Source organism: Candidatus Woesearchaeota archaeon, assembly GCA_016187565.1.
Lineage (GTDB): Archaea > Nanobdellota > Nanobdellia > Woesearchaeales > JACPJR01 > JACPJR01.
Genome location: JACPJR010000003.1, coordinates 70,327 through 92,347 on the forward strand (window position 1 = coordinate 70,327; position 22,021 = coordinate 92,347).

Here is a 22,021-nt window from a genome sequence, read left to right on the forward strand (position 1 = left end):
TACATCTATCTATGGAATCTTTCTGATGGAGTTGATTAGCATTATGAATCCAAGTACTACGAACAGGTCAACAAGAATTATTGCGTGGGATCGTGATAACACGTTAGGATGCTTTGATAGAATGGGCGCTCGTATGAAAGGGTTTGATCCTAAAGAAATTGATGAAGAATACGGACAGGGATATCTCCTTCATGGTTTAAAACCAGGAATTGTTGAATTACTGGCAGATTTATTTCATGAAGGGTATAGACATTATATCGTAACAGCAGGGTCACCAGAAAGGGCAGCTCCAAAATTACAGATGTCTGGTTTGCATCCATTTTTTGAACTGCAATTTGCAGGAGAGAAATATCTTGAAACTTCATCAAAGTTTTATCGCTCTGTTTTACAATCTGCTGGCATAGATATTGAAGATGCTCCTGAAAGATTGCTAGTTGTTGGTGATAATCTGAATGATTTGCCTGGTGATCTTCTTGATGTTGTTTTTATTAACCATGAAAATGGGTGTTTTTATCATAGTGATGTTTTACGCCACATTATTAGAGAATTACATAAGCCTGAAGGTGGCTTTATCGCAGGGTTTAATGAGTTATATGCAAGAGCTGAATCCCGAGATGGAAAAGATTATGTCGAAAGATACGGTTTTGTGCAGAGAACGAATAAAACAGTTGATATTGGGAACGGCGTAAAAATTACTCTTGGTGACAGCTATAATCTGATGACGAAAGAACAGGATGGAAGATATGTTGGAACAGTTCCCACTATAACTGAGATAGAAGCACCTGATTATCGCAGAGCAATTCTTGATCCAATGCAAACAGTGACTACTATTGATCAATTAGGTGGTTATGATAAACTTGAAGAACAAGCCGAAGCATTGTTATCTGATCGTGCCAAAGCTCAACGTATAATTCATTATCTGAAGAGTTCAGTCCAATTAGTTGTTGAAGTAGAACCGCCGGTACAGCTTTCGGTGCAAGAACCAACAGACAGAAGGACTGAGTTAGAGATTATCGCAGAACAAGGTCTTATTTTTGATGTACGTCCTCGACCGAATACTGAAGTGACATTGGAAAGGAAAGCAGAGAGGTATATTGTTGGTGTTCCACTTCCTAAGGATATTGCTTCTTGTCGAGAGGATTCTCGCGGCTATGTAAGCATTGTTTGCAATGGTGAACGATGAGACAGCAAACTTCGTAAGAGCTTCCGATACCTTTAAATAGAAATAGGAGTAGGAAAACCGGATGCCTATGCAGATGAGAGAGATACAACAGTTGCTTCACCAAGTCATACTCTTCGTACTTCTGGTCACTGTTTTCGTTATTGTTGGATGTTCTCAAACAAACAGACAGAAAGCACTTTCCTTGGATAACGCTGCTTGTGAGCGTTTGGCAGCTGAGTTGGATAAGATAATCTATGAAACACAGGGAACCATGCTTGAGCAAAACGGTGATTCCTTAATCGTTCTAGGGCTGCAACCGAATTCTGTCGGCGGAAGGCTTACTGAAATCTCCCATCCATGGTTTTATAACCAAAAAGATGAGGAGCAGGGGATGCTCACCTATCGCTTAACCCTTGAAGGCGAGCAAAAAATAGGCGATTTACTCGTCCGAATTCCTGAAGAACAAGCCCTCCCTTACGAAGTTGGTACGTTCTACCAGTTCGATGCAACGGCAACCAAAGAAGATATCCGCCATCTTGGAACCTTTAATGATCTTGAGCTTAATCGCTTGCACGCAGCTTCGTGCTAATTTCATTTTGTGCTACGCTGTTTTCGTGTGTTTCTACTCTTCAGAATTCTGGTTAAAATATAGAAACCGAAAGATTTTACTATTCCTTTAGAGATTGCTTGTAAAATTCACCATCAAAGAAATAAGCTTTTCTATCGTCGGTCATATAGTATATTGTACTATCTGGACCATAGTGTCGAGTTGCTCTTACAAAACTTCCATCTTGTTGACCGATGAATAGCCAAGTTCCAGATTGCGCACCAGATTTAATACTTACAATTATATCTGTAATGTTATCTCCTGTTAAGTCTTTATTTTGTTCAATTGTTGGTAGAGAACATCCAGTCAACATAGCAACAAGGCTTCCCGCTAAAATTGTCTCTTTTTCAAAATTTTTGATCGTGTTATATAAGCTCATACTAATAGAAATGGACTTCTTATATATATAATTTTCTACTAGTTTACTACTTAAACGTAAATATGAATCACACCCGAATTCTGAACTCAAAACCCTTTTTTAAAAGCATTTTTTGCAGAAGAAACAAGCCCCTGACGAGAGTTGCACTCGCGACCTCCACCTTACCAAGGTGGCGCAATAGCTACTATGCTACAGGGGCACGGGCCACTGAAAACCGAAGTGTCTTATAAAGCTTTCGACGAGAAGAGAAGGTAGGTTTTTCAGAATCCTTACCAAAACAGAAATGTTTTTAAATACCATAGCTCCCCCATGGTTTACAATGGTTATTATTCAACAACGATCACGAACAAAGGCCTCAGGTGGCGCCAAGCGTGCTGCACGAGGTAAAAGACTCTATGAGTCTGGAAGCTTACCTACATTGACAAAGCTTGCTAACCCGAATGCAAGAGTTATTCGTACCCGTGGTGGCAATATGAAGCAGAAATTGCTTTCTACCAACAAGGTTAATCTCTACAATCCCCAAACAAAGACCTATATGCAGGCAAGCATCAAAACAATAACCGAGAACCCTGCAAATAGACACTTTGTACGACGAAATATTATTACGAGAGGTTGTGTGGTTGAGACTGATCAGGGAAAGGCCAGAGTAACCTCACGACCAGGGCAGAGTGGCATGGTGAATGCTGTCCTTATCAGTGCATAATGCTGATGCAGGACCAACTTTTCTTTCTGTACAAACGTCTTCTTGAGACCTATGGCTATCAAGGTTGGTGGCCACTTCTCTGTGAACGAGGGAAAGGGTGTAACGCACAAGGGTATCATCCGCAGTGTTACACCTATCCTCATACTGACCAGCAATGTATTGAAATTATTGGAGGAGCTATTCTTACCCAGAATACTGCCTGGAAGAATGCAGAAAAGGCACTGCTCCAACTCTATCAGCAGAAACTACTGACCCTTCGTACGTTAGATAAGGTAACTGGTGAGGAGCTTGCCCAATATATCCGACCCTCTGGCTATTATAACCAAAAAGCCAAAAAACTCAAAAATGTTGTTCATTTTCTCACGTCAACACCACTCAAGCAACTGATGGCAATGGATACGCTAACAGCAAGAAAACATCTTCTCGAGATTCAGGGGATAGGACCAGAAACTGCGGACTGTATTCTTCTCTACGCTCTCCATAAGCCTATTTTTGTCGTTGATGCTTATACGCATACTCTGCTTACAGCATTGGGCCTTGTTTCAGGGAGAGCTTCGTACGAATCTATCCAACGCATGTTTATGGATACCCTTCCTGCTGATGAGGCATTGTTTAATGAGTACCATGCATTGCTGGTTGCCTGGGGAAAGGCTTTACACAACAAACAGCCTACTGCACGAGCAATCATGCAAGAGTTATCCAATAGATTTAAATAGATCAAATATTTTAAATGCAAAAAAAGAGGACGACATGGGAATATTAGATAAAGTTGCCTTCTGGAAAAAAAAGGACGAATTTGCCGATCTTGGTCTGCCAAGCGATGGCCAAAATTTTACTGATAATCTTGCGCTTCCTGAGCAGCAACCAGATCCAACAAGTACCTTTGATACCCTTCCGCAGCAGCCATCATTTCCGCAAGAGGCAGGGTCATTTTCCTCCTCAAGAATCAGGCCAGCAGTCCGTCCAGAAGATTATGCGCTTGCAACTCCTCCTTTGTCAGAATCTCGTTCCTATGCTCAGCCAGAACCTCAAAATCAACATGCTGTTGAAATGATAGGCAAAAACATAGAGATACTCTCCAGTAAAATGGATGCGCTTCGTGCAGAATTAAGCATCATGAATCAGCGACTAGCAAATCTAGAACGGATGGGTTATGGTGAACGTGAAACAAGGCGAAGAAGTTGGTAAGGTCTCCTATCACCACTTTTTTTGGATTACCCTCGGCGTTCTTATTCTTGATCAGGTGATAAAAGCCTTTATTGTTCGTTTTGGAAGTTATGTCACCAATACCGGAGCAGGCTTTAGTATATTTCAACAGCAGACAGTGTTGTTGTCATGGATTTCCCTCATCGTCATTGGTAGCATAATCTATATCCTTGATAGGCTTCCTTCCCGAGGATACCTTCCTGCTGCACTTATCGTTGGCGGTGCTACTGGAAACCTTATCGACAGAGTAGTCAGGGGCCATGTCATTGACTTTATTGATCTAAAGATCTGGCCTGTTTTTAATCTCGCTGATATTGCTATCAGTATCGGAGCACTGTGGCTGGCATGGCTTCTTTGGTTTCAGAAAGTGAAGTAATCACGAAAGGAAAAGGCATCGCTTACCCTTTCATAAAGACAACATACTCGCTTGGGAATTGATACGCTTTTTGACCATTTCGAAGTCTATCAACCGGTCGTATAACCTCGCCATCCCTAATGTAATGCCCATCCATTGGTGGATTAAATGTACCATAATGCCCAGGTAATTCAACGTCTGCTGCAATTCTCTCTAAACTTCCATCCTCGTCCCTGAACAAAAAACGTTCGATTGGCGGATTTTGGTCAGGCGTGAGGTATATATGCACATGCATTTGCGATCACTTTTTATCCTCTTATAAATCACATAAATAAAGGATATTATTTAAAGGTTTTGGCAAATGAGTCTCTTGAGGGTTACCAATCTTATTCCTGCCTTATTTTTCTATTACAGAACTCTGCGTTGGACATACCCAAAGGGTGAATATTTCCAGAATTTTTCCATGAGATAAAAGGTAGCTCCTCCCAGCCCCATCAAAGTATCAACGCTCACGAGGGGAAGGGGATTACTCTTGCTGTACCTGTGTTTAGCAATGGTTGGAATGCCATGACCTAGACGAAGTTTCTTGAGAACCTCATCTGCATCGCTACAATAGGGAAGCTTTGTATACGTGTTTCCAATAAAGGTATAAAGGTGTGCATCACTATTTCCTGCCATGGGATGTCCATGCTTTTTTGCCCATGCTTTAATAGGGCCTGTGTACATCAAACTTGCATTTTGGGTCTCGATAACAATATCTTTTTTGAGGGTAACTTTTTCTAAATGAACTCCTTTGAACTGCCAGGTCCAAGGTCGTTTTGACCATACCTGTAGATTTGGGTGAGGGATAAGAATAGTGCCTCCCTGTTCCCTAATGCGATCAAGCGTCTCATAGAATCCTTTGAGCGGTGGAATTTTTTCACTGAGATTTAGGCCAATCACTTCTCCAGAACGGGTAAAGATCTCCTCACCTTTAATGGCGATGAAGTCTTTGGGTTGTTTGAATCGCGGCAAAGTGTTGTGATCAGTAATGGCTACACCACTTAAACCGCGTTGTTTTGCGATCTTGAATATTTTTGCGGGCTGCATGTATGAATCAAGAGAATACTTCGAATGCATGTGAAAATCAACAGCTATCATGGTTCGTCTGATAATGAGGGAACATGGGAATGAGTAACTATTTAAAGGTTATGTTGACTAAACCTTTTGCTCTTTTTTCTTTTTTGTTTCTTCATGCCAAGATATCTTTTCGGTAAAAAGACCCCTGGTTGTGCATTTTGTACAGGATCCACAGCTTTCAACTAGCATGGAGGTATTGCAGCGGGGACACTGTTGTGGCAGACAAGACTCGCTTTTATAGCCACAGGTTATGCAGAAACTACCCATAGAAGAGCCTCCCTATCTGGAAAATAAGGCCACCAATGAAAAAAGCGACGACTATCGTTCCTGTCCAAAGGAGCGTTGCAGTTTTTGTTCCGCGTTCTTTGTAAAGAATGAGAATGGCTGCAATGCAAGGAACAAAAATAGTTATGGAAACCAATGCAACAAGAAGTTGAAGGGCGTTAAGTTCTAAATGATAAAATCCTGCTGCGCCAAAATCTCTACGAACAATGCCCATAATATAACCGATAGCTGCCTCAGGAGGAAGTCCCATCCAGGAGACAACTAAAGGACGAAGAGCATGCTCGATAAGGACGAGCACATTGGTCAATTGCAGTATGGAGATAAGCAACGCTCCAATGAAGAACCATATGCCCGCTTCAGACAAAAAGTGGAGCGTTCGATAGGCAGTTTTGATCAGTATGTTCTTAGCCCGTGGAAGTTGGAGTGCAGGAAGGCTCAAGAGTAAGGAGGAAGATTCGCCAGGAAGCATAGCATGGAGGAATGTCCCTAAAAGGGTAAACAGCATAAAGATAATAAAGACATAAAGCAGGGCAACTTTCCAGCCAGCCACGACAATAAGTGCAGTAATAACTGCGAGTTGTGCAGAGCAAGGAATAGCAAAATTAAGTAACGTGGACGCAATGGTTTTTTCACGTTTGGTATCGAGCATTCTTGTTGTAATTGTTGCCATGGTGACACAGCCAAAGCCAAGGATAAGAGGTACAACAGCCTTACCATTAAGACCGACTCGTGTTAACCATTTGTCAATCAGGAATGCCAATCGAGGAAGGTATCCTGAATCTTCAATAAATGAAAGGAACAAGTAAAATCCCGCAACAAGGGGAAGTAATAACCCTAGAACATACGTTATGGTCATGGTGAGCACACCAAACTCTCCGACAAGCAATGTCCGTAACCATTCAGGCAATGAAAAAAAAGACACTACCCTCGTTATGAAAGGAACATAATAGCCGTTCATGATTGTACCTTCGGTTATGCCAACAACCGTCTGAGCGACAAAAACACCAATAAGTTCATAGGCAAGAAAAAGAACAACGATGAGCACAAGGATACCACCAAATGGATGAATCATCATTTCAGCTAGACGTTGTTTTATTGTTTTTTTTGTCTGTTTTACCTTGACGACCTCGGCAACAAGCTCGTTTACCTTTTTTCGTCGTTCACGATAGATTATCTCTTGCTCATGTTCTCGTAGCTTTGTACGTTGAACAGCTCTGCTATTTTCCTGCTGTTTTTTTTGCTGAAGCTTGCCAAGAAGAAGCGGAATACCTTCTCCAGTAGGAGCAGTGGTTGGGATAACATCGACTCCAAGGCGTTTAGCGAGCAGATCAACATTAATGACTTGTCCTTGCTTTCGCGCTTCATCCATAAAATTCAGAACAACAACGAGAGGAAGTCCTGTCTCGAGAAGTTGGAGTGTTAAAAACAGGTCGCGTTCAAGATGTAAGGCATGAACAACATTAACGATTTTCGTTGCCTGAAAGATGATATCATGCGTAATCTGTTCTTCATGCGTAAATGAAGAGACACCATAAACGCCTGGTGTGTCGATAACTGTATACGTTTGAAACTTTCCTTGCTCAAGCTGGATGGTTGTTCCTGGATAATTTGAGACCGTAACATACTTTCCGGTAAGATGATGAAAAATAACTGACTTTCCAGCGTTGGGATTTCCTACCAGAACAAGCAGTTTCCCGCTAATAGCCTTAGGATGATCGTCATGACAACTCATGGACTAACAAGCATAACCTCTATCTGTTTACTGTGCTCATTACCAAGTGCTATTTCCTGCAGATGGTGATGAAGTACCATTGGGCCATGAGTTATCTTTTCAAGAATATGAACGGTGTCTCCCTCTTGGATGCCAAACTGCAGAAGTCGAAGCCGTAAACTTGGATCATGGATCGCTGCAACACGTACCTTTTGATTCTTGTTTGTCTCTGTCAAGAGCATGAATATCATCCCTGTATCTCTGTTTCTTACTTTTCAGATTTCAAAACGAACTTCCTTTTAAGTCTTTTGGATTTTCAGACGTATGACTTCCTTATTAATGCTATCGAAGAAAAAGGTATTATAAGAAAAAGCAAAACCAGACATCATTATCTCTTTGCTGTCTTTCGTGGTCGTCCAGGTTTTCTTTTTGTTCGCTGTGATGCTCTCTTCGTTGGTTTCTCTGCAACAACGACCTCTGGCTTTGTTATTTCAGTATGGTATGATTGCTGTTGAAGGTATTGTGGCAATTTCTGTTGTCGAACTACCGGGCGTTCAGGAGCAGAATGTATTTGACCAACTGCCATTAAGAATCCTGCAATGCTCAGGAGCATGAGCAATGCCAAGCCTAGAGGATATGCAGAAAATTTCACATAGAGCACAACAACATTGAGGAGTTGCAGGGTAAAGAAGAGTGCTGCAAGCTGCACTGCCCAGGTACTTCCACTGGGAAGTCCAAAGAGCGTTAGTAATCCGAGCAGGATAAGAATAACAACAAAGAGCAGCTGGATAAAGGGCATATTCCGTAATTTGACAAGCTCGATGATCAACGCAACAATCATTAAAGCAACAAGAAGTAATGTTCCTATGTTTCTTTCTGCCATTTAGATGCTAAAGGAGAACTTCTATTTAAATGTTTTTATTCCACAGTAGCTATTTATTTCCGTTACTTCAGAGTGGAATGAAGTTTTCCATTTCAGCAGCTGAAACAGCTAAAGTAAGAAGTCATTATCGAGGCCGAAATTTAATACTGACCCAATTACTAAGAAAAAAAGTTCCAACTATTACAGCAGTAGCTACCAACGCGAAAAGCCAATTTTTTAGTAAAGCATGATATAATATAAGTAAAGTACCAAGTATCATAACGAGTATACTCACAACGAAATTATCAAAAAAATTTTGCTTACTTTTCATATCAAAACATAATTTCGTGCCACATTTGTAAGCTAACACCATAAAGATGATAAGCAATATTGTCCAAGTGATCCACTCAGTAACGCATGATGTCCATTTGGGTAAACTGTTTTGATCCAATAGCAGAGAAAAATATCCCCCTAAGATTATTGCAACAAATAAGCTAGCCAAAAAACTAGAATGAAAATTTTTTGTTTTTCTTGGATTCACCTTAATCGCTTTAAGCATGAGAACGTAAAGAACTAAGCATTTAAATAGTTTATGAAGGCACTGATGACAAGAGAAACTACAATGGCGAGGATGAGGCGGGACCCTTATGGGGTGCCGAATAGCTCGAACAACGTGAGAGCGTCCGAAGCCAGTGATGTTGTTTCCGGCTTAAGAGAAAAGAAAATATAAATAAGAACACGTTCAAAACAAAGAACCAGTTTACACATCAATCATTTCGATCTCGATATTTAATCCTTCAGGGATAGGAACTCGCATAACGAGTCTGAGGGCTCGTTCATCAATCCCAAGATCAATAAGGCGCTTGTGAACCCGCATCTCATATCGTTCCCAGGTTGCCTTACCTTCACCATCTGGACTCTTTCGTGTGGTTACCTTTAACCGTTTGGTTGGTAGGGGAATAGGGCCTCGCATCTCGACACCGGTTTTTTGTGAGATGTCTTTAATGTAATTACATACATCGTTGATCTTTGCAATGTCAACGCTTGCCAACTTTATTCTTGCTTTCTGCATTTTGTTTTACATCCCATGATAAACCATGTTCACCATGCGCGACCTTAATCAATCGCTCAGGGTAAAGACCACTTACGTGGCCTTTACGAGATCAATACACATACCAGCTGCAACAGTTGAACCAGAGTCACGGACAGCAAATCTGGCTAGTTGTGGAATTTCTTTCTGCTTTTCAATGACCAGTGGTTGAACTGGTTTAATCTTAACAATTGCTGCATCACCATTCTTGATGAAGTCTGGATTCTCTTTGACTACTTCACCAGTTGCTGGATTGAGCTGCTTCTCAATCGCCGTAATTTGACAGGCAACCTGTGCCGTGTGAATATGGAAGACAGGGGTGTAGCCTACGGTAACAACGGTTGGGTGATTGAGGACAACGAGCTGTGCGGTAAATTCTTTTGCAACGGTTGGCACATTATCAGTATGCCCAAGCACATCACCACGAGCAATATCCTTTTTCCCAATACCTCTCACGTTAAAACCAATGTTGTCGCCAGGAAGGGCTTGCTGAAGCTGTTCATGGTGCATTTCAATGGTCTTAATCTCTCCGGTAATACCCTTTCCTTCACGTGCAGGTACAACAATGACTTTGTCACCTACTTTCATAACACCGGTTTCGACTCTTCCGACGGGAACAACACCAATTCCGGTAATATTGTACACATCTTGGATAGGCAATCTGAGAGGAAGCTTTACTGGCTTCTCTGGCATTTTGAGCTGGTTCATTGCTTCGAAAAGCGTTGGACCACTGTACCATCCCATCTTGGTTGTTTTTTTGAATACATTCTCCCCATGCAAAGATGCAAGAGGTAAAAAGGGGATTTGATCCGGTTTATACCCAACCGTCTTCAATAATTTGCTGACTTCTTCCTTTACTTTGTTGAACTTTGCCTCATCATAATTAACCATATCCATCTTATTTACCGCAACGATGAGTTGTCCAACTCCCAAGGTTTTTGATAAGAAAACGTGTTCTTTTGTCTGAGCCATGACTCCGTCAGTTACCGCAACAACAAGAACACCGGCATCTGCCTGTGAAGCTCCGGTAATCATATTCTTGACGAAATCCTTGTGACCAGGTGCATCAATGATCGTAAAGTAATATTTGTCGGTTTCAAATCGCCGGTGAGCTAAGTCAATAGTGACACCACGCTCTCGCTCTTCCTTAAGGTTATCCATGACAAAGGCAAATTCAAAACCGCCTTTTCCTAGCTCCTCAGCCTTTTCTTTCAGCTTACGCATGGATTGTTCATCAATATTTCCTGAATCGTAGAGCAATCGTCCTACAGTTGTTGATTTTCCATGATCGACATGTCCGACAAACACAAGGTTCATGTGTTCTTTTTGTGCCATCTTCTTTACCTCCTTAACTTGTTTTGTGGTGTTCTGTTCATATTTATAAATCTTTTGCTTGTTGTTCCTCGTATATGGTTACGCTTACTGCGCATCACTGAGGCCTTTTCGTTCACGGATCTGTTTAATAATCCGCTCTTGGAGCTCATAAGGCAAGCGTTCAAACGTCTGGTCAACAAGGAAATGATGACCTCTTCCCTCTGTTGCTGATCGCAAATCAGAGGTCATACCAAACATCTCGGCAACAGGCATCTTTGCAATAATTGTAACATGATCCATCTCTTGGGTCATATCCAACAATTGCCCTCGCTTATTACTGATGAGTTTTGAAATCTCTCCCATGTACACCATAGGAGCCTCAAATTGCAATGTCTGATACGGTTCAAACATAACCGGGCCAGATTCACGGATAGCTCCTCGAATGCCATCACGAACTGCAGGATATACCTGCGCCGGACCACGATGGATAGCATCTTCGTGAAGCTTTACATCATCAAATTTAACCAAGAGATTGACACAAGGTTCTCGTGCAAGTGGACCAGCACGCATAACATCCTCAAACATGTCAAGTACCATCTCCATAATTTCTCCGATGTGTACTTCTCCTCTGGTCATGTCTAAGAACATGTTTCCCCGATAAAAGTCTTTGACACGAAGCGCTGTCTTGGAATCCATACCCAGTGCTACTAATTTATCTCTGAGCACCATATCTTTTTTCTTGATACGCATCTCTGGAAGTTCATTTGTTTTGATGGCAGCTGCAATTTTTGGATCTAAAGGCTCGACCATAAAGTAGAATTTGTTATGCTTATTGGGAGATTTCCCCTCGACAACACCCGGCGTTGCTTTGGTAACAGTTTCCCGATACACTACAATAGGAGCACCAGTCTGAACCTCAACACCCTTGTCATTAATAATTCTGTTTTCAATAACCTCAAGATGGAGCTCTCCCATACCATGCATGAGATGCTCTCCTGTTTCTTCATTGATATCGACCTCAATGGTTGGATCTTCCTTATTGACCTGTCGGAGCACTTCAATGAGTTTGGGAAGATCTGATGGCCGTTTTGCTTCAATCGCCTTGGTAACAACAGGCTCAAAGAGGTGCTTAATAGCCTCAAAAGGCTCGATGAGTTCTTCAGAGATGGTTTCACCTGAATACACATTTCTAAGCCCAACAATACCAACGATATTTCCTGATGGTGCCTTGTCTACCATCTCACGCTTTGCACCGTTGTAGACTGAGACCTGTTGAACACGCACGGTTTGTTTCATCCCATTCATATAGACATTCTGCCCTTGACGAATCGTTCCTGAAAACAAACGACCAGCGGCAACCTCTCCTGCGTGTTTATCGATAACTATTTTGGTACAGATAAAGGCAACAGGAGCATTTGGATCACAGGCAAGAAGCCCCCGACCAATGGCTGATGCAACATCGCCATGCCAAATTCTTGGGATACGATATTTTTGCGCTTCCATCGGATTCGGATGGTGCTTGATAACCATATTAAGGACAACAATGTGTAAAGGAGCAATTTTTGCGAGTTCTTTTTGAGTCTCTGCCTGATAGTGCTCTATAACTGTTTTGAAGGTTAAGTTATGTTTCCGCATATACGGAAAGTTCAGTGCCCAATTATGGAATGCTGAACCAAAAGAAACACTTCCTTCTTGGACATTAACCTGCCATTTTTCTTTGTACTCTTCAGGAGCAATCTTCCTTATTAAGAGATTAACATTGTTGATAATATTAACAAAACGATCCTGCATTTGTTCGGGGGTTAATTGCAACTCCTTGATGAGTCTATCAACTTTATTGATAAAAAGAACGGGTTTTACTAATTCCTTCAGTGCTTGCCGCATGACGGTTTCTGTCTGAGGCATGATACCTTCAACCGCATCGCAAAGCACGATAGCACCATCCACTGCTCTCATTGCCCGAGTAACATCACCGCCAAAATCAACATGGCCGGGGGTATCAATGAGATTGATAAGATATTCCTCAGTGTCAAAGGTATGAACCATGGAGACGTTTGCGGCATCAATGGTAATGCCACGAGCCTGTTCATCTTCACGGAAATCAAGGGCAAGCTGCTTTCCAGCCAGTTCTTCAGAAATCATACCGGCTCCTGCAAGCAGGTTGTCAGAAAAGGTTGTTTTTCCATGATCAATATGAGCACAAACACCGATATTTCTAATGTGATCTCTTTTGTCCATCAACCGTACGACCTTTTCCACCATCTTTTCTGCCATTGGTGATTCCTCCTCTATCCCCGCAATTACTGTACATGAACTTCGTGAACCGTTTTATAGCTATGCAATTCTTTATCGGTAAACCATAGGGCAACTTCTTTCTTTGCCTCTCGTAAACTGCCTGATGCATGCACGAGGTTCTTGATGGATATTCCTTTTTGATCACTGTATGCGTAGGAATGGTGTGCGTAATCTCCCCGAATAGTTCCTGGAAGGGATTTCTTTGGTTCGGTTTCGCCAACTATCTTTCGGACAACATCAACGACTTCTACTCCTTCGAGAACCATAGCGATGACTGGTCCAGAGGTAATGTATGCCTCAAGTCCAGGATAGAATTTCTTTTCGACATGTTCGCTATAATGCTGTTTCGAGAATGATCGATCAATCCAAACCATCTTCATGCCAACGGTTTTTAAACCAACTTTTTCAAAGCGAGTAAGGATCTCGCCTGTTAGCCCACGTTCAACGGCATCGGGCTTCAAGAGTACTAATGTTCGTTGGATCATTGTTTTCCCTCTTTTTTTACCTCTTTTTCCTTTCGGAATGCTGCTGTCCACTGCGTTAACCGTTCTTTTCTCCCTAAAATCAGCATATTTTTCTCGCACTTTCGTTTACAAAAGTACAAGATTTTACCGTCCTTTTTAACATACATGATACCTGTGCCTGGCTCGACAAGCGTGCCACAAAAACTACATTTTGCCATTGTTGTCAACCTTTTTGTTTGGCAGGAATTAACTCATTCCTCGACCGCCTTTGGTTAATTGTCTGGCCTCAATTTCAGTTTCCCGTAACATAAGGATATCGCCTTTCTGAATAGGGCCCTTGACATTTCTTCGGAGTATCTTATTTGCATCCATCCCTTCAAGAACTTTACAACGAACTTGAATAGCCTCTCCCCGTGATCCTGTTCTTCCAATAATCTCTTCAACAGAGGCTGGAACAGCAGGAGAGAAAACCACCTTTCCCTTGATTTGTTCCTCTGCTTGGGCCTGTTCTCGTTGGGGCTTTTTTACCACTTTTTCTCCTTTTTCAGCCATGGTAATCACGCATTCTCCTCGTCACTTTTTCCTGCCGAGGATTTTGTAAAATCCCTGAGAAGCGCTTTTGCTTCGCCTTCCTCAATGACCGCTACACTGGCCGTTCCAACTTCAAGTCCAGCTGCAGCTCCCAGCTCGTCCTTTTTAGTGACACGAACGCAAGGAACACCTTTCTCTTCACAGAGAAGGGGAAGGTGCATGACAATCTCCGGAGGATCAACATCCTTTGCAACAACAACCAGTTTCGCTGTTCCTCGTTCTATTGCCTTGGTAATCTCATTCGTGCCTTTTTTTAATTTTCCTGTCGCTTTTACGGTCTCAATGATCTCGAAAATTCTTTCAGCAACTTCTTTGTTTGCATCAACGACTGCCATTGTTCTTCCTCCTTATATCATTACGGTTTAACCATGCTCTATAACCGTGTAACGTTTAAAAAGCGGAGTACAAGAGAGAATTTGTACCTCCCTCAAACCTTGCGGTTCTCATCACTCATCGGTTTTCCGTTCACCTAAATGTTCAGCCTGAACGGTTTTAGAGGGGATTTCGTAGTGGTTTATAAATGTTCGTGTTTTCAAGCAAAAAGTTTATAAATATCGTTCTTTCTAAAACAATACATGGCCATGCATAATATTTTTGCACCTCGTCAAGAACTTATCTTCCATTATCATGGACTTGTCGATTTTGAGGCCTTGCACCATACCATTGTCAAATATTTTGATGGAAAAGCATACGAGGTCCACGAACCCGTCTACAAGCATAAAATTCCTAGTCCTGCTGGCTATGAAATTGAGTGGAAACTGGATGCGTTTCGTAAAACAACTGATTATTTTAAGGATTGGATTCATATTCACGCCCATGCCTATGATATGAAAGATGTTGAAGTTACGCAGGATGGAGAAAAAAAGGTCCTCACTGACTGTCGCTTGCGTATCAGCTTTAAGGCTGAACTTGAAAGTGATTGGCAGGGAAGGTTTACCGGAACGAAATTCCGTGAACTCCTCGGGAAAATGTATCTTGATCTTTTGTTCACCAAAAAATTGACGCTCTATGGAGATCGTTTGGAGTATAAAGTACAAAAACTGATGACGCAAATCAAGGAAGCGCTCCATATGACTACAGACATCGATGAGTTCGCAGATAGATGGTGATCAGAAAAATTGAATAATCGTTTTCACCGGGATAATCATAGTAACAAAATTTGAGGTAGAGATATGGCAGAACGCCGCATTGTTGTCGATCGTATGAAATTAGGGTACAAGGGCTTGTTTGACGCCAGAGAACTCTATGCATATATTGATCGATGGTACCGTCAGATGGGATACACCAAACAGGAACTGAGAAATTATGAGCATGTGTATCCCGAGGGAAAACAGATTGAAGTGGTGTATGAGCCCTATCGAAAGATTACTGATTTTCACAAATTTGTTATTCGAGTAGAGCTCATTATGAATAATGTTAAAGAGGTTATTGTGCAACGTGAACAGCACAAGGCAAAGCTCAATCAGGGCCATGTTGAAATTATTATTACTGGCTACATGGAAACAGACTATGAGCACCGATGGGAAGGAAAGCCTTACTATTATTTTATCCGAGCTCTCTATGATCAGTTTATCTACAAGGTAAAGTTTGATCGTTTTGAAGGCGGACTTGTCGAAGAAATTAATGAACTCTACGGTCAATTAAAAGCGTTCTTAAATCTGTACCGCTTTGAGGGAGATCGCCCTATCCATAATACTGCAGGAACTGTCTCCAAGCATGCAGCATAGATCAGTAACAACAGAGAAGCAAACCGAGTGTGGGACAGTAAACCTATATTTTTATATATCACCACTTCTTGCAGGTATCTCTCTGTGGGGGTAGCGAAGTCTGGTCAAACGCGCAGGACTTAAGAACAAGGTTAAGCAATCCTGTCCCTTAGTGGGTCCAGGGGTTCGAATCCCCTCCCCCACATTTCTCATCTATAAATCCTCTCGCCACTTGATACTACAACCCATGCTTGGTTTGAACCACTCTTTGATGAGCTTTCCTGTAAGATAGGCATCAAGAACTTCACGCAAATCATGTTTGGTTGGCTTTGCATCCGGCGTTAGTGCATCATTGATTCTGCCATGATAGATCAACGTATGGTTTTTATCAAACACATAAGGATCTGGGGTGCATACCGCTCCATAAGCTTTTGCCACTTCCTGAGTTTCATCAAAGAGATAATAGAGATATCCCTTTTTTTTGGCAATGCGCTGCATCTGGATAAAATCGTCTTCTGGATACTGAGCTGGATCATTTGCATTGATACCTATGATGACAACTCCTTTCTTGGCATAATCCCTTTGTAGAGCAGCAATCTCATCCATCTTAGGGATAACATACGGACAATGGTTGCACATAAAGATAACAACAACAGGATTTCCTCGAAAATCCTCGAGACTTACCACACTGCCATCCACATTCTTTAAAGAAAATTCCGGTGCTGGAGTACCTGGCTGTAAGGCTTTTTGATTAGACTTCAACAATGCCATGCTATCACCTCTGACGCTAGTATGCGCTTGAGCTATAAATAAGTTAGTATTGTGTATGAAATGACCGGCATCCCCCTGTTTGAAGAAACTTAAGGAATTCTTATAAACAACTTCGCATTCCCCGCTCTGGTGGCATATAAAGAAAAAATACAGTTTAGAGAAGAAGGCACAGAAAGAGTTATTGATCAAGCATGTTATGCCACCCTTTCTTCTGAGGATTGGGCTGCATGGATAGATGATCGTCTCAATGGCAGAGACTCTCTTGTACCCTACCCCCGGGAGGATTTTCCCCACACTGCATTTACGTATGTAGCAAGAGAGGTTAGTCCTTCAGTGACTGCAGCTGTGCATTCGGGTATTCGTTCTTGCTTGCAGGAGGCATATACTTTCCTAGAGCGTAGGGGTAGAGGTACAGCAGAAACAAGAACCTGGTCCAATGATGGTATTGATGAGTTACTCATCTTGGTAGGTAGTGTTGGCTCTGATGTAAACCATGATCCTGTCGATGATCCTCACCCGTTCTACCACGATGCACCAACGATCCAGCGATTTCTCGAGGTTCTGAAACCACGACCAGAATTATTGTACAATCCTGATGCTGGAGAAGAGCATGATCTCTATCATCGTGTGTTATCGACGCTTGTTGCTGTGCAAGCACGTTTACCTTATTCTTTTTGGGAGGGCCAGCTGCACCATGCAGACAAATATACCGGTGTCTGTATGGAAGGTGCAGAAATGAATAGTGTCGATGATGCCTTGCAATTGCTCCATCATGTTCCTTGGGAGAGTGACCAAGCACAAGAACAGATGGCTGAGTACTTTGATCTCTTCTTTTACGAGCACAAATTGGATGCTTCTCTCGTTAGCAGAGTTCACAGTGAAAAAACAACACTCCCTCCTACAGCAGGAAGGATAATTGATGAAGCGTATGCACTTGTAACGTAATCAATAGAATTGAGTGATTAGAAACTTTTGGAGACAAAATGAGAAGAAAGGCGGGTAAACCTACGTTTACTTCTTTTTAGTTTTAATATAAACATATCGAAGTAATGACGAAAAAACGTAACATCCAATGACAAAACTAACAAAATAAATAATTAAAATAATTAGCACATGTGGTGTAGATAAAATCATTAAAATAAATAATGCCAAGAGAGGAATTCCTAAAACTAATGTTACGATAACATTGAATTCATTTGGCTTGAAAAATAATTTTAATTCTCTTTGTTTGAAAAGATATATGATAAAACCCATAACAACTCCCAATACGATGACGTATCCAAAGAGATATTGAAGCGTATAAATACTTGGGTTTTTCAATATAAATTCAATAAATTGTAGATGTGATTTAGTAGCATATGGGGGCCTTGTTTCTCCTCCACCGGTTAAATAACAGTAATCCCTACCGATTTCAGTAATAATCAACCAATCTCCAGCTCGTTTGTATTCTTCATAATAACAATCACCATAGGATTTCTTACTTTTAATTGATTCAAATTCTCTCTCGAGTGAATATGGCTCAAAAATTAAATTTCCTCGAAGAGGAGATGCTTTTTGAGTTGACAACCAATTCTGAATTTCACGAAAAAAAACTTGGTTCATATCATCAATATCTTCAACGCAGATAGAATCCAGAGATTGTAATATCTGTAACTCAATAGAATCCTCAAAACTACTAGTTTTTACAAAAAGATCATATTTTGGATAGAATTGTATCCCATATGTTTCGTTTATACAAAGAGATTGTTCTAACGAATCTTGAAGGTTTAAATCATAGAATTCTCCATGTTGCTCTTTTGAAATATTAACCGAACAATTACCATTTAAACAAGTAGCGTTCTGCTGAAGAAGCAAATCCGCAATATCGCAGTTAAGAACAACAAAGTTTCGAATACTGGGACAAGCATAAACGAGGTTAGAAAGGGATAGTACAAACACAAAAAAAATGGTAAACAATAACACCTTTTTCATGATACTCTTCCTATGGTAAATACTATTTAATACTTTCTCTGTTTCGTTCTTTTAAAAGATGTAAGTGCACTATGTATGAACGATGTATGAGTTAGAACACAACAACATTTATATGGAGTATTCCATTTCCAGAATCATGCCAAAAATTCATTTCATTACTCAAGGATGTAGTGCAAATCATGCTGATTCAGAGATCATGGCTGGGTTGCTTGACCGTGAGGGTCATGTCCTTGTAAAGAGTAGTGATGACGCTGATCTCGTCGTGTTCAACACCTGTACGGTAAAAGGGCCAACAGAATCATTTTTTAAAAAAAAGCTTCATGAGCTTCAGCATGCAGGTAAGACCGTTATTGTTGCTGGCTGCATCCCGCAGTCTGAACGAAATCTTGATCCATTTCAAAATCTTTCAGTTATCGGAACCTACCAGCTGGGTAAAATTACTGATGTGGTCGATCAAACCCTCGCAGGAAAAACAGTTCACGTTCTTTCGCGCAGCAATGAAAATAGATTGAATCTTCCTAAGATCAGGAAAAATGCCTTTGTTGAAATTGTTCCGATATCCCAAGGATGTCTCGGAAGCTGTACCTTCTGCAAAACAAAACAAGCACGCGGAGGGTTGTACTCCTATCCACCACAGGACATTGTGCGTCATATTAGTACAGCAGTTCGTGAAGGAGTCAAAGAAATTTGGTTAACCTCCCAAGATGATGGTGCCTATGGCCTTGATATTGGCACAACACTAGCAGAACTCTTACGTCAAGTTGTGGCTATTCCTCGTGAATTCAACATACGCATTGGTATGGCAAATCCTGATTTTATTAAGGAGATGTACGTAGATCTTATTCCTCTGCTGAAACATGAAAAAGTCTACAAATTCCTGCACATTCCCTTACAGGCCGGAAGTGATGAGGTACTTAAGGCAATGCAACGACAGTACACCGTTGCGGACTACAAGCATATTGTCAATGCTTGTAAGCAAGCCATTCCCGATATTACTATTAGTACGGATATTATCTGTGGTTTCCCAACAGAAACAAGCGAGCAATTTTCACAAACGTTGAAGCTCATTGAAGAAACAAAGCCAGACATGATTAACATCTCAAAATTTTGGCCACGCCCAGGAACATATGCAGCAAGCTTGCCTCAACTTCCTGGTGAGATTGTTAAACAACGTTCACGAGAAGTTACGGTGCTATTTCAACGGATTGCTCAGGAAAATAATGAGCAGTGGATTGGATGGGAAGGTCCTGTGCTTGTGACCGAGCAGGGAAGATTTGGAACGTTCATCGGCAAAAATTATTCGTATAAGCAGGTAGTTCTTACTGAACAAGTGCCGTTAGGAAGTACCGTTCATGTGCGAATAACACAGGCGAAACCATTTGACCTTCGAGGGGAAATTCTAGAAAAACGTACCTAAAGAAAATCGGAGAAGACAACAAAAGTCAAGACTTAAACAACTTCATACTCCAGCAATAATGTTCCTTGGGCATTCAGCCGTTTGCACTTGACAAGACGCAATTTCTGCATATGAAAAGGATGATCGAATAAAGCTAGTCCCTCTCCGAAAATTAGTGGCTCAAGTGTTATAAAAAACTGGTCAAGCAGGCCGTGCTGCAAACAGTAACTGTACACCTTTCTACCGCCAAGCACACCAATCTTTCGGTAACCTTGTTTTTGTAAATAGTGGCGAAGATTTGTTTTGCTTGGGTTACAATAAACCAATCGTTCATGGATCCTTGTTAGTTTTTGGACACGCTTCGTAAAGACCATGCAATTTCGTTGTGAGAGTTGTTTTTGCGCAGTTTTATAGGTATTATTTCCTACAAGAAAAACCTCAAATGAATGAAGCTTCCTTTGAAAGAAAGCCTTGTCTTCTTTACTTGTCCAATCAGTAAAATGATGATGATTTTGCGCAATTTTTCCATCAAGCGTCATGGCAGCTAGTGCCACTATCCATTGCTTAGGTGGTTGATCGTTTCGTTGGCTTTCTTTCATAGACCATTAAGACAAACTCAGGATACTCCTCTTTTGTTAGAATATTCCATTCGTTTTCATGAAACTCAGGAAAATAGGCATCTCCGTCATATTCTTGCTTGACCCATGAAAGATACAGACGATCTACCAGTGCAATGGTCTGTCGATAGATTGTCTCACCACCAATAATAAAGGTATCCTTCCCTCGTTGTTTTGCAGTTGCAATTGCCTCGGGAATCGTTTTACACACGGTAATGCCCTCTTGTTGTGGTAATGAACGACTCACTACAATATTCACACGGTTAGGTAAGGGTCTACCAATAGACGCATAGGTCTTTCTTCCCATGATAATGGTATTTCCCGACGTTAGCTTCTTAAAGTTCTTGAGGTCTTCAGGAATATGCCAGATAAGTTTATTGTCTTTTCCTATAACGCGGTTATGGGTTAACGCAGCAATTAAAGCGATCATACTGCAACCTCAAATTTTATTACCGGGTGAGGATCATACCCTTCTACGATAACATCTTCAAACTGGAGGCTTGGTAATGGCTTGTCAGCAATGTGGACACGAGGCAAGGGTCTTGGTACTCGGGTAAGCTGTTCCTGGAGACCTGCAATATGGTTCACGTAAATATGAGCATCAACAATGGTATGAGCAAATTCACCGGGTTCATATCCAGTTTCCTTTGCTATCATCATGGTAAGCAAGGAATAACAGGCAAGATTAAAAGGAATGCCTAAAGCAATATCACCTGAACGTTGGGTGAGATGACAATTAAGCTTATTACCGAGTACATTAAAGCAGAACGTATAATGGCAAGGGGGAAGCTTACTTTCAGCAGCGTTTCCTGGGTGCCAAGCAGACACGACCATCCGTCGTAAATTTCGTGTTTCTGGATTTTTTTTAATCTCATGTAAGGTATCAATAACATACTGGATTTGATCAAAAACCTTTGTTCCTGTATCTGGATCGACAGAAATCCATCTCGTGCCCCATTTTTCACCATCAATACCCTGCTCAGGGAGGGGAAAACGACGCCAAAATCTGCCATAGGCTGTTTCCAGTCTTCCCTCTGCATCTGCCCATGCATCCCATATCTTTGTTTTTTGACGTAAGTTGCGTACGTGCGCTTCGCCTGAAAGATACCACAGAAGTTCATGTAACATTGAATTGAAATACATCTTCTTCGTTGTTAACAACGGGTAACCATTCTGCAAATTGATTTTATAGAAATAGCCGAAGGTACTGAGGGTTGCAACACCGGTTCTATTCACTTTTTTAACCCCATGGCTGAGAACATAGCGAACCATGTCAAGGTAAACCTGCATGCGACACCTCCAGAAGAGGATGATTCGTGAAGATATAAAAAGATTTCTAAAATTAACGTTATTTCCTATAGCTCTTGAGGTACGAAAAGCATATCTAAACCAAAGCATTTTTATAGAACGACAAATC

General features: G+C 41.3%; 28 protein-coding genes and 2 tRNA genes. 11 read left to right on the forward strand and 19 right to left on the reverse strand.

Annotated elements, in window-relative coordinates; translation table 11 throughout:
• The first annotated feature begins 43 nt into the window (after positions 1-43).
• On the forward strand, positions 44-1,183 hold the full coding sequence (locus HYW21_00760; protein MBI2547858.1) for a hypothetical protein: 1,140 nt from the start codon (positions 44-46) through the stop codon (positions 1,181-1,183).
• A 61-nt stretch (positions 1,184-1,244) separates the two neighbouring features.
• Positions 1,245-1,751, forward strand: coding sequence for a hypothetical protein (locus tag HYW21_00765; protein MBI2547859.1), 507 nt, complete (start codon positions 1,245-1,247; stop codon positions 1,749-1,751).
• A 79-nt stretch (positions 1,752-1,830) separates the two neighbouring features.
• Here HYW21_00765 and HYW21_00770 read toward each other — a convergent pair whose 3' ends face one another.
• Both HYW21_00770 and HYW21_00775 read right to left on the reverse strand, forming a co-directional pair.
• A complete protein-coding gene (locus HYW21_00770; GenBank protein ID MBI2547860.1) occupies positions 1,831-2,148 on the reverse strand; it encodes a hypothetical protein in 318 nt (105 codons plus the stop codon).
• Positions 2,149-2,274: 126 nt separating this feature from the next.
• Positions 2,275-2,347 (reverse strand) — tRNA-Thr (locus HYW21_00775).
• Positions 2,348-2,467: 120 nt separating this feature from the next.
• Between HYW21_00775 and HYW21_00780 the strand changes: the two genes are divergently transcribed.
• From HYW21_00780 to lspA, 4 genes are read left to right on the forward strand one after another with little or no spacing between them, the layout of a single operon-like run.
• Positions 2,468-2,851: a 30S ribosomal protein S8e gene (locus tag HYW21_00780; GenBank protein MBI2547861.1), complete on the forward strand. Its 384-nt coding sequence runs from the start codon at positions 2,468-2,470 to the stop codon at positions 2,849-2,851.
• A 5-nt stretch (positions 2,852-2,856) separates the two neighbouring features.
• Positions 2,857-3,567, forward strand: a complete 711-nt coding sequence (locus HYW21_00785; GenBank protein MBI2547862.1) for an endonuclease III domain-containing protein — start codon at positions 2,857-2,859, stop codon at positions 3,565-3,567.
• A 34-nt stretch (positions 3,568-3,601) separates the two neighbouring features.
• Positions 3,602-4,039 carry a hypothetical protein gene (locus tag HYW21_00790; GenBank protein MBI2547863.1) on the forward strand — a complete coding sequence of 146 codons (438 nt, stop codon included), beginning with the start codon at positions 3,602-3,604 and terminating at the stop codon, positions 4,037-4,039.
• Positions 4,005-4,433 (forward strand): signal peptidase II, encoded by a 429-nt coding sequence (lspA, locus tag HYW21_00795; protein ID MBI2547864.1) that lies wholly within the window; start codon positions 4,005-4,007, stop codon positions 4,431-4,433. Before HYW21_00790 ends, lspA begins: the two co-directional genes overlap by 35 nt.
• 22 nt (positions 4,434-4,455) lie before the next feature.
• Here lspA and HYW21_00800 read toward each other — a convergent pair whose 3' ends face one another.
• The 12 genes from HYW21_00800 to HYW21_00855 all read right to left on the reverse strand — a co-directional run bounded on the left by HYW21_00800 (position 4,456) and on the right by HYW21_00855 (position 14,478).
• Positions 4,456-4,707 carry a hypothetical protein gene (locus HYW21_00800; protein ID MBI2547865.1) on the reverse strand — a complete coding sequence of 84 codons (252 nt, stop codon included), beginning with the start codon at positions 4,705-4,707 and terminating at the stop codon, positions 4,456-4,458.
• 113 nt (positions 4,708-4,820) lie between these two features.
• The gene (locus HYW21_00805; protein MBI2547866.1) at positions 4,821-5,552 is read right to left on the reverse strand and encodes a PHP domain-containing protein; all 732 of its coding nucleotides are present in this window, start codon (positions 5,550-5,552) and stop codon (positions 4,821-4,823) included.
• A gap of 238 nt (positions 5,553-5,790) precedes the next feature.
• Complete coding sequence (locus HYW21_00810) at positions 5,791-7,548, reverse strand: ferrous iron transporter B (GenBank protein MBI2547867.1); 1,758 nt, start codon at positions 7,546-7,548, stop codon at positions 5,791-5,793.
• Positions 7,545-7,769, reverse strand: a complete 225-nt coding sequence (locus HYW21_00815; protein MBI2547868.1) for a ferrous iron transport protein A — start codon at positions 7,767-7,769, stop codon at positions 7,545-7,547. The genes HYW21_00810 and HYW21_00815 overlap by 4 nt, the downstream gene beginning before the upstream one ends.
• A gap of 146 nt (positions 7,770-7,915) precedes the next feature.
• Positions 7,916-8,410 carry a hypothetical protein gene (locus HYW21_00820; GenBank protein ID MBI2547869.1) on the reverse strand — a complete coding sequence of 165 codons (495 nt, stop codon included), beginning with the start codon at positions 8,408-8,410 and terminating at the stop codon, positions 7,916-7,918.
• 739 nt (positions 8,411-9,149) lie between these two features.
• Positions 9,150-9,461, reverse strand: coding sequence for a 30S ribosomal protein S10 (locus HYW21_00825; protein ID MBI2547870.1), 312 nt, complete (start codon positions 9,459-9,461; stop codon positions 9,150-9,152).
• A 72-nt stretch (positions 9,462-9,533) separates the two neighbouring features.
• A complete protein-coding gene (gene tuf / locus HYW21_00830; GenBank protein MBI2547871.1) occupies positions 9,534-10,814 on the reverse strand; it encodes a translation elongation factor EF-1 subunit alpha in 1,281 nt (426 codons plus the stop codon).
• Positions 10,815-10,898: 84 nt separating this feature from the next.
• Positions 10,899-13,055, reverse strand: a complete 2,157-nt coding sequence (locus HYW21_00835) for an elongation factor EF-2 (protein MBI2547872.1) — start codon at positions 13,053-13,055, stop codon at positions 10,899-10,901.
• Positions 13,056-13,093: 38 nt separating this feature from the next.
• Positions 13,094-13,573, reverse strand: coding sequence for a nucleoside-diphosphate kinase (ndk, locus tag HYW21_00840; protein MBI2547873.1), 480 nt, complete (start codon positions 13,571-13,573; stop codon positions 13,094-13,096).
• Complete coding sequence (locus tag HYW21_00845; protein ID MBI2547874.1) at positions 13,570-13,770, reverse strand: 50S ribosomal protein L24e; 201 nt, start codon at positions 13,768-13,770, stop codon at positions 13,570-13,572. The genes ndk and HYW21_00845 overlap by 4 nt, the downstream gene beginning before the upstream one ends.
• Positions 13,771-13,798: 28 nt before the next feature.
• Positions 13,799-14,038: a 30S ribosomal protein S28e gene (locus tag HYW21_00850; protein MBI2547875.1), complete on the reverse strand. Its 240-nt coding sequence runs from the start codon at positions 14,036-14,038 to the stop codon at positions 13,799-13,801.
• A gap of 71 nt (positions 14,039-14,109) precedes the next feature.
• Positions 14,110-14,478 carry a 50S ribosomal protein L7ae gene (locus HYW21_00855; GenBank protein MBI2547876.1) on the reverse strand — a complete coding sequence of 123 codons (369 nt, stop codon included), beginning with the start codon at positions 14,476-14,478 and terminating at the stop codon, positions 14,110-14,112.
• Between the two features lie 240 nt (positions 14,479-14,718).
• Here HYW21_00855 and HYW21_00860 point away from each other — a divergent pair, with 240 nt between their 5' ends.
• From HYW21_00860 to HYW21_00870, 3 genes are all read left to right on the forward strand, one after another.
• Positions 14,719-15,252 (forward strand): hypothetical protein, encoded by a 534-nt coding sequence (locus tag HYW21_00860; GenBank protein ID MBI2547877.1) that lies wholly within the window; start codon positions 14,719-14,721, stop codon positions 15,250-15,252.
• Positions 15,253-15,315: 63 nt separating this feature from the next.
• On the forward strand, positions 15,316-15,870 hold the full coding sequence (locus HYW21_00865; GenBank protein ID MBI2547878.1) for a hypothetical protein: 555 nt from the start codon (positions 15,316-15,318) through the stop codon (positions 15,868-15,870).
• An 84-nt stretch (positions 15,871-15,954) separates the two neighbouring features.
• A tRNA-Leu gene (locus tag HYW21_00870) sits at positions 15,955-16,054 on the forward strand.
• Between the two features lie 8 nt (positions 16,055-16,062).
• Here the strand turns inward: HYW21_00870 and HYW21_00875 are convergent.
• Positions 16,063-16,620 (reverse strand): thioredoxin family protein, encoded by a 558-nt coding sequence (locus HYW21_00875; GenBank protein MBI2547879.1) that lies wholly within the window; start codon positions 16,618-16,620, stop codon positions 16,063-16,065.
• A 129-nt stretch (positions 16,621-16,749) separates the two neighbouring features.
• Between HYW21_00875 and HYW21_00880 the strand changes: the two genes are divergently transcribed.
• Positions 16,750-17,565, forward strand: coding sequence for a hypothetical protein (locus HYW21_00880; GenBank protein ID MBI2547880.1), 816 nt, complete (start codon positions 16,750-16,752; stop codon positions 17,563-17,565).
• A gap of 66 nt (positions 17,566-17,631) precedes the next feature.
• Here HYW21_00880 and HYW21_00885 read toward each other — a convergent pair whose 3' ends face one another.
• Positions 17,632-18,591 carry a hypothetical protein gene (locus HYW21_00885; protein ID MBI2547881.1) on the reverse strand — a complete coding sequence of 320 codons (960 nt, stop codon included), beginning with the start codon at positions 18,589-18,591 and terminating at the stop codon, positions 17,632-17,634.
• 136 nt (positions 18,592-18,727) lie between these two features.
• On the opposite strand from HYW21_00885, the gene HYW21_00890 reads away from it, so the two are divergent.
• Positions 18,728-20,008 (forward strand): tRNA (N(6)-L-threonylcarbamoyladenosine(37)-C(2))-methylthiotransferase, encoded by a 1,281-nt coding sequence (locus HYW21_00890; GenBank protein ID MBI2547882.1) that lies wholly within the window; start codon positions 18,728-18,730, stop codon positions 20,006-20,008.
• A gap of 32 nt (positions 20,009-20,040) precedes the next feature.
• On the opposite strand, the gene HYW21_00895 is transcribed toward HYW21_00890, so the two are convergent.
• Genes HYW21_00895 through thyA form a run of 3 tightly spaced genes read right to left on the reverse strand, consistent with a single transcriptional unit; the run spans position 20,041 to position 21,894 of the window.
• Positions 20,041-20,586: a dihydrofolate reductase gene (locus HYW21_00895; GenBank protein MBI2547883.1), complete on the reverse strand. Its 546-nt coding sequence runs from the start codon at positions 20,584-20,586 to the stop codon at positions 20,041-20,043.
• Positions 20,552-21,034 carry a dihydrofolate reductase gene (locus HYW21_00900; GenBank protein ID MBI2547884.1) on the reverse strand — a complete coding sequence of 161 codons (483 nt, stop codon included), beginning with the start codon at positions 21,032-21,034 and terminating at the stop codon, positions 20,552-20,554. The genes HYW21_00895 and HYW21_00900 overlap by 35 nt, the downstream gene beginning before the upstream one ends.
• Positions 21,031-21,894, reverse strand: coding sequence for a thymidylate synthase (gene thyA / locus HYW21_00905; GenBank protein ID MBI2547885.1), 864 nt, complete (start codon positions 21,892-21,894; stop codon positions 21,031-21,033). The genes HYW21_00900 and thyA overlap by 4 nt, the downstream gene beginning before the upstream one ends.
• Between the last annotated feature and the right edge of the window lie 127 nt (positions 21,895-22,021).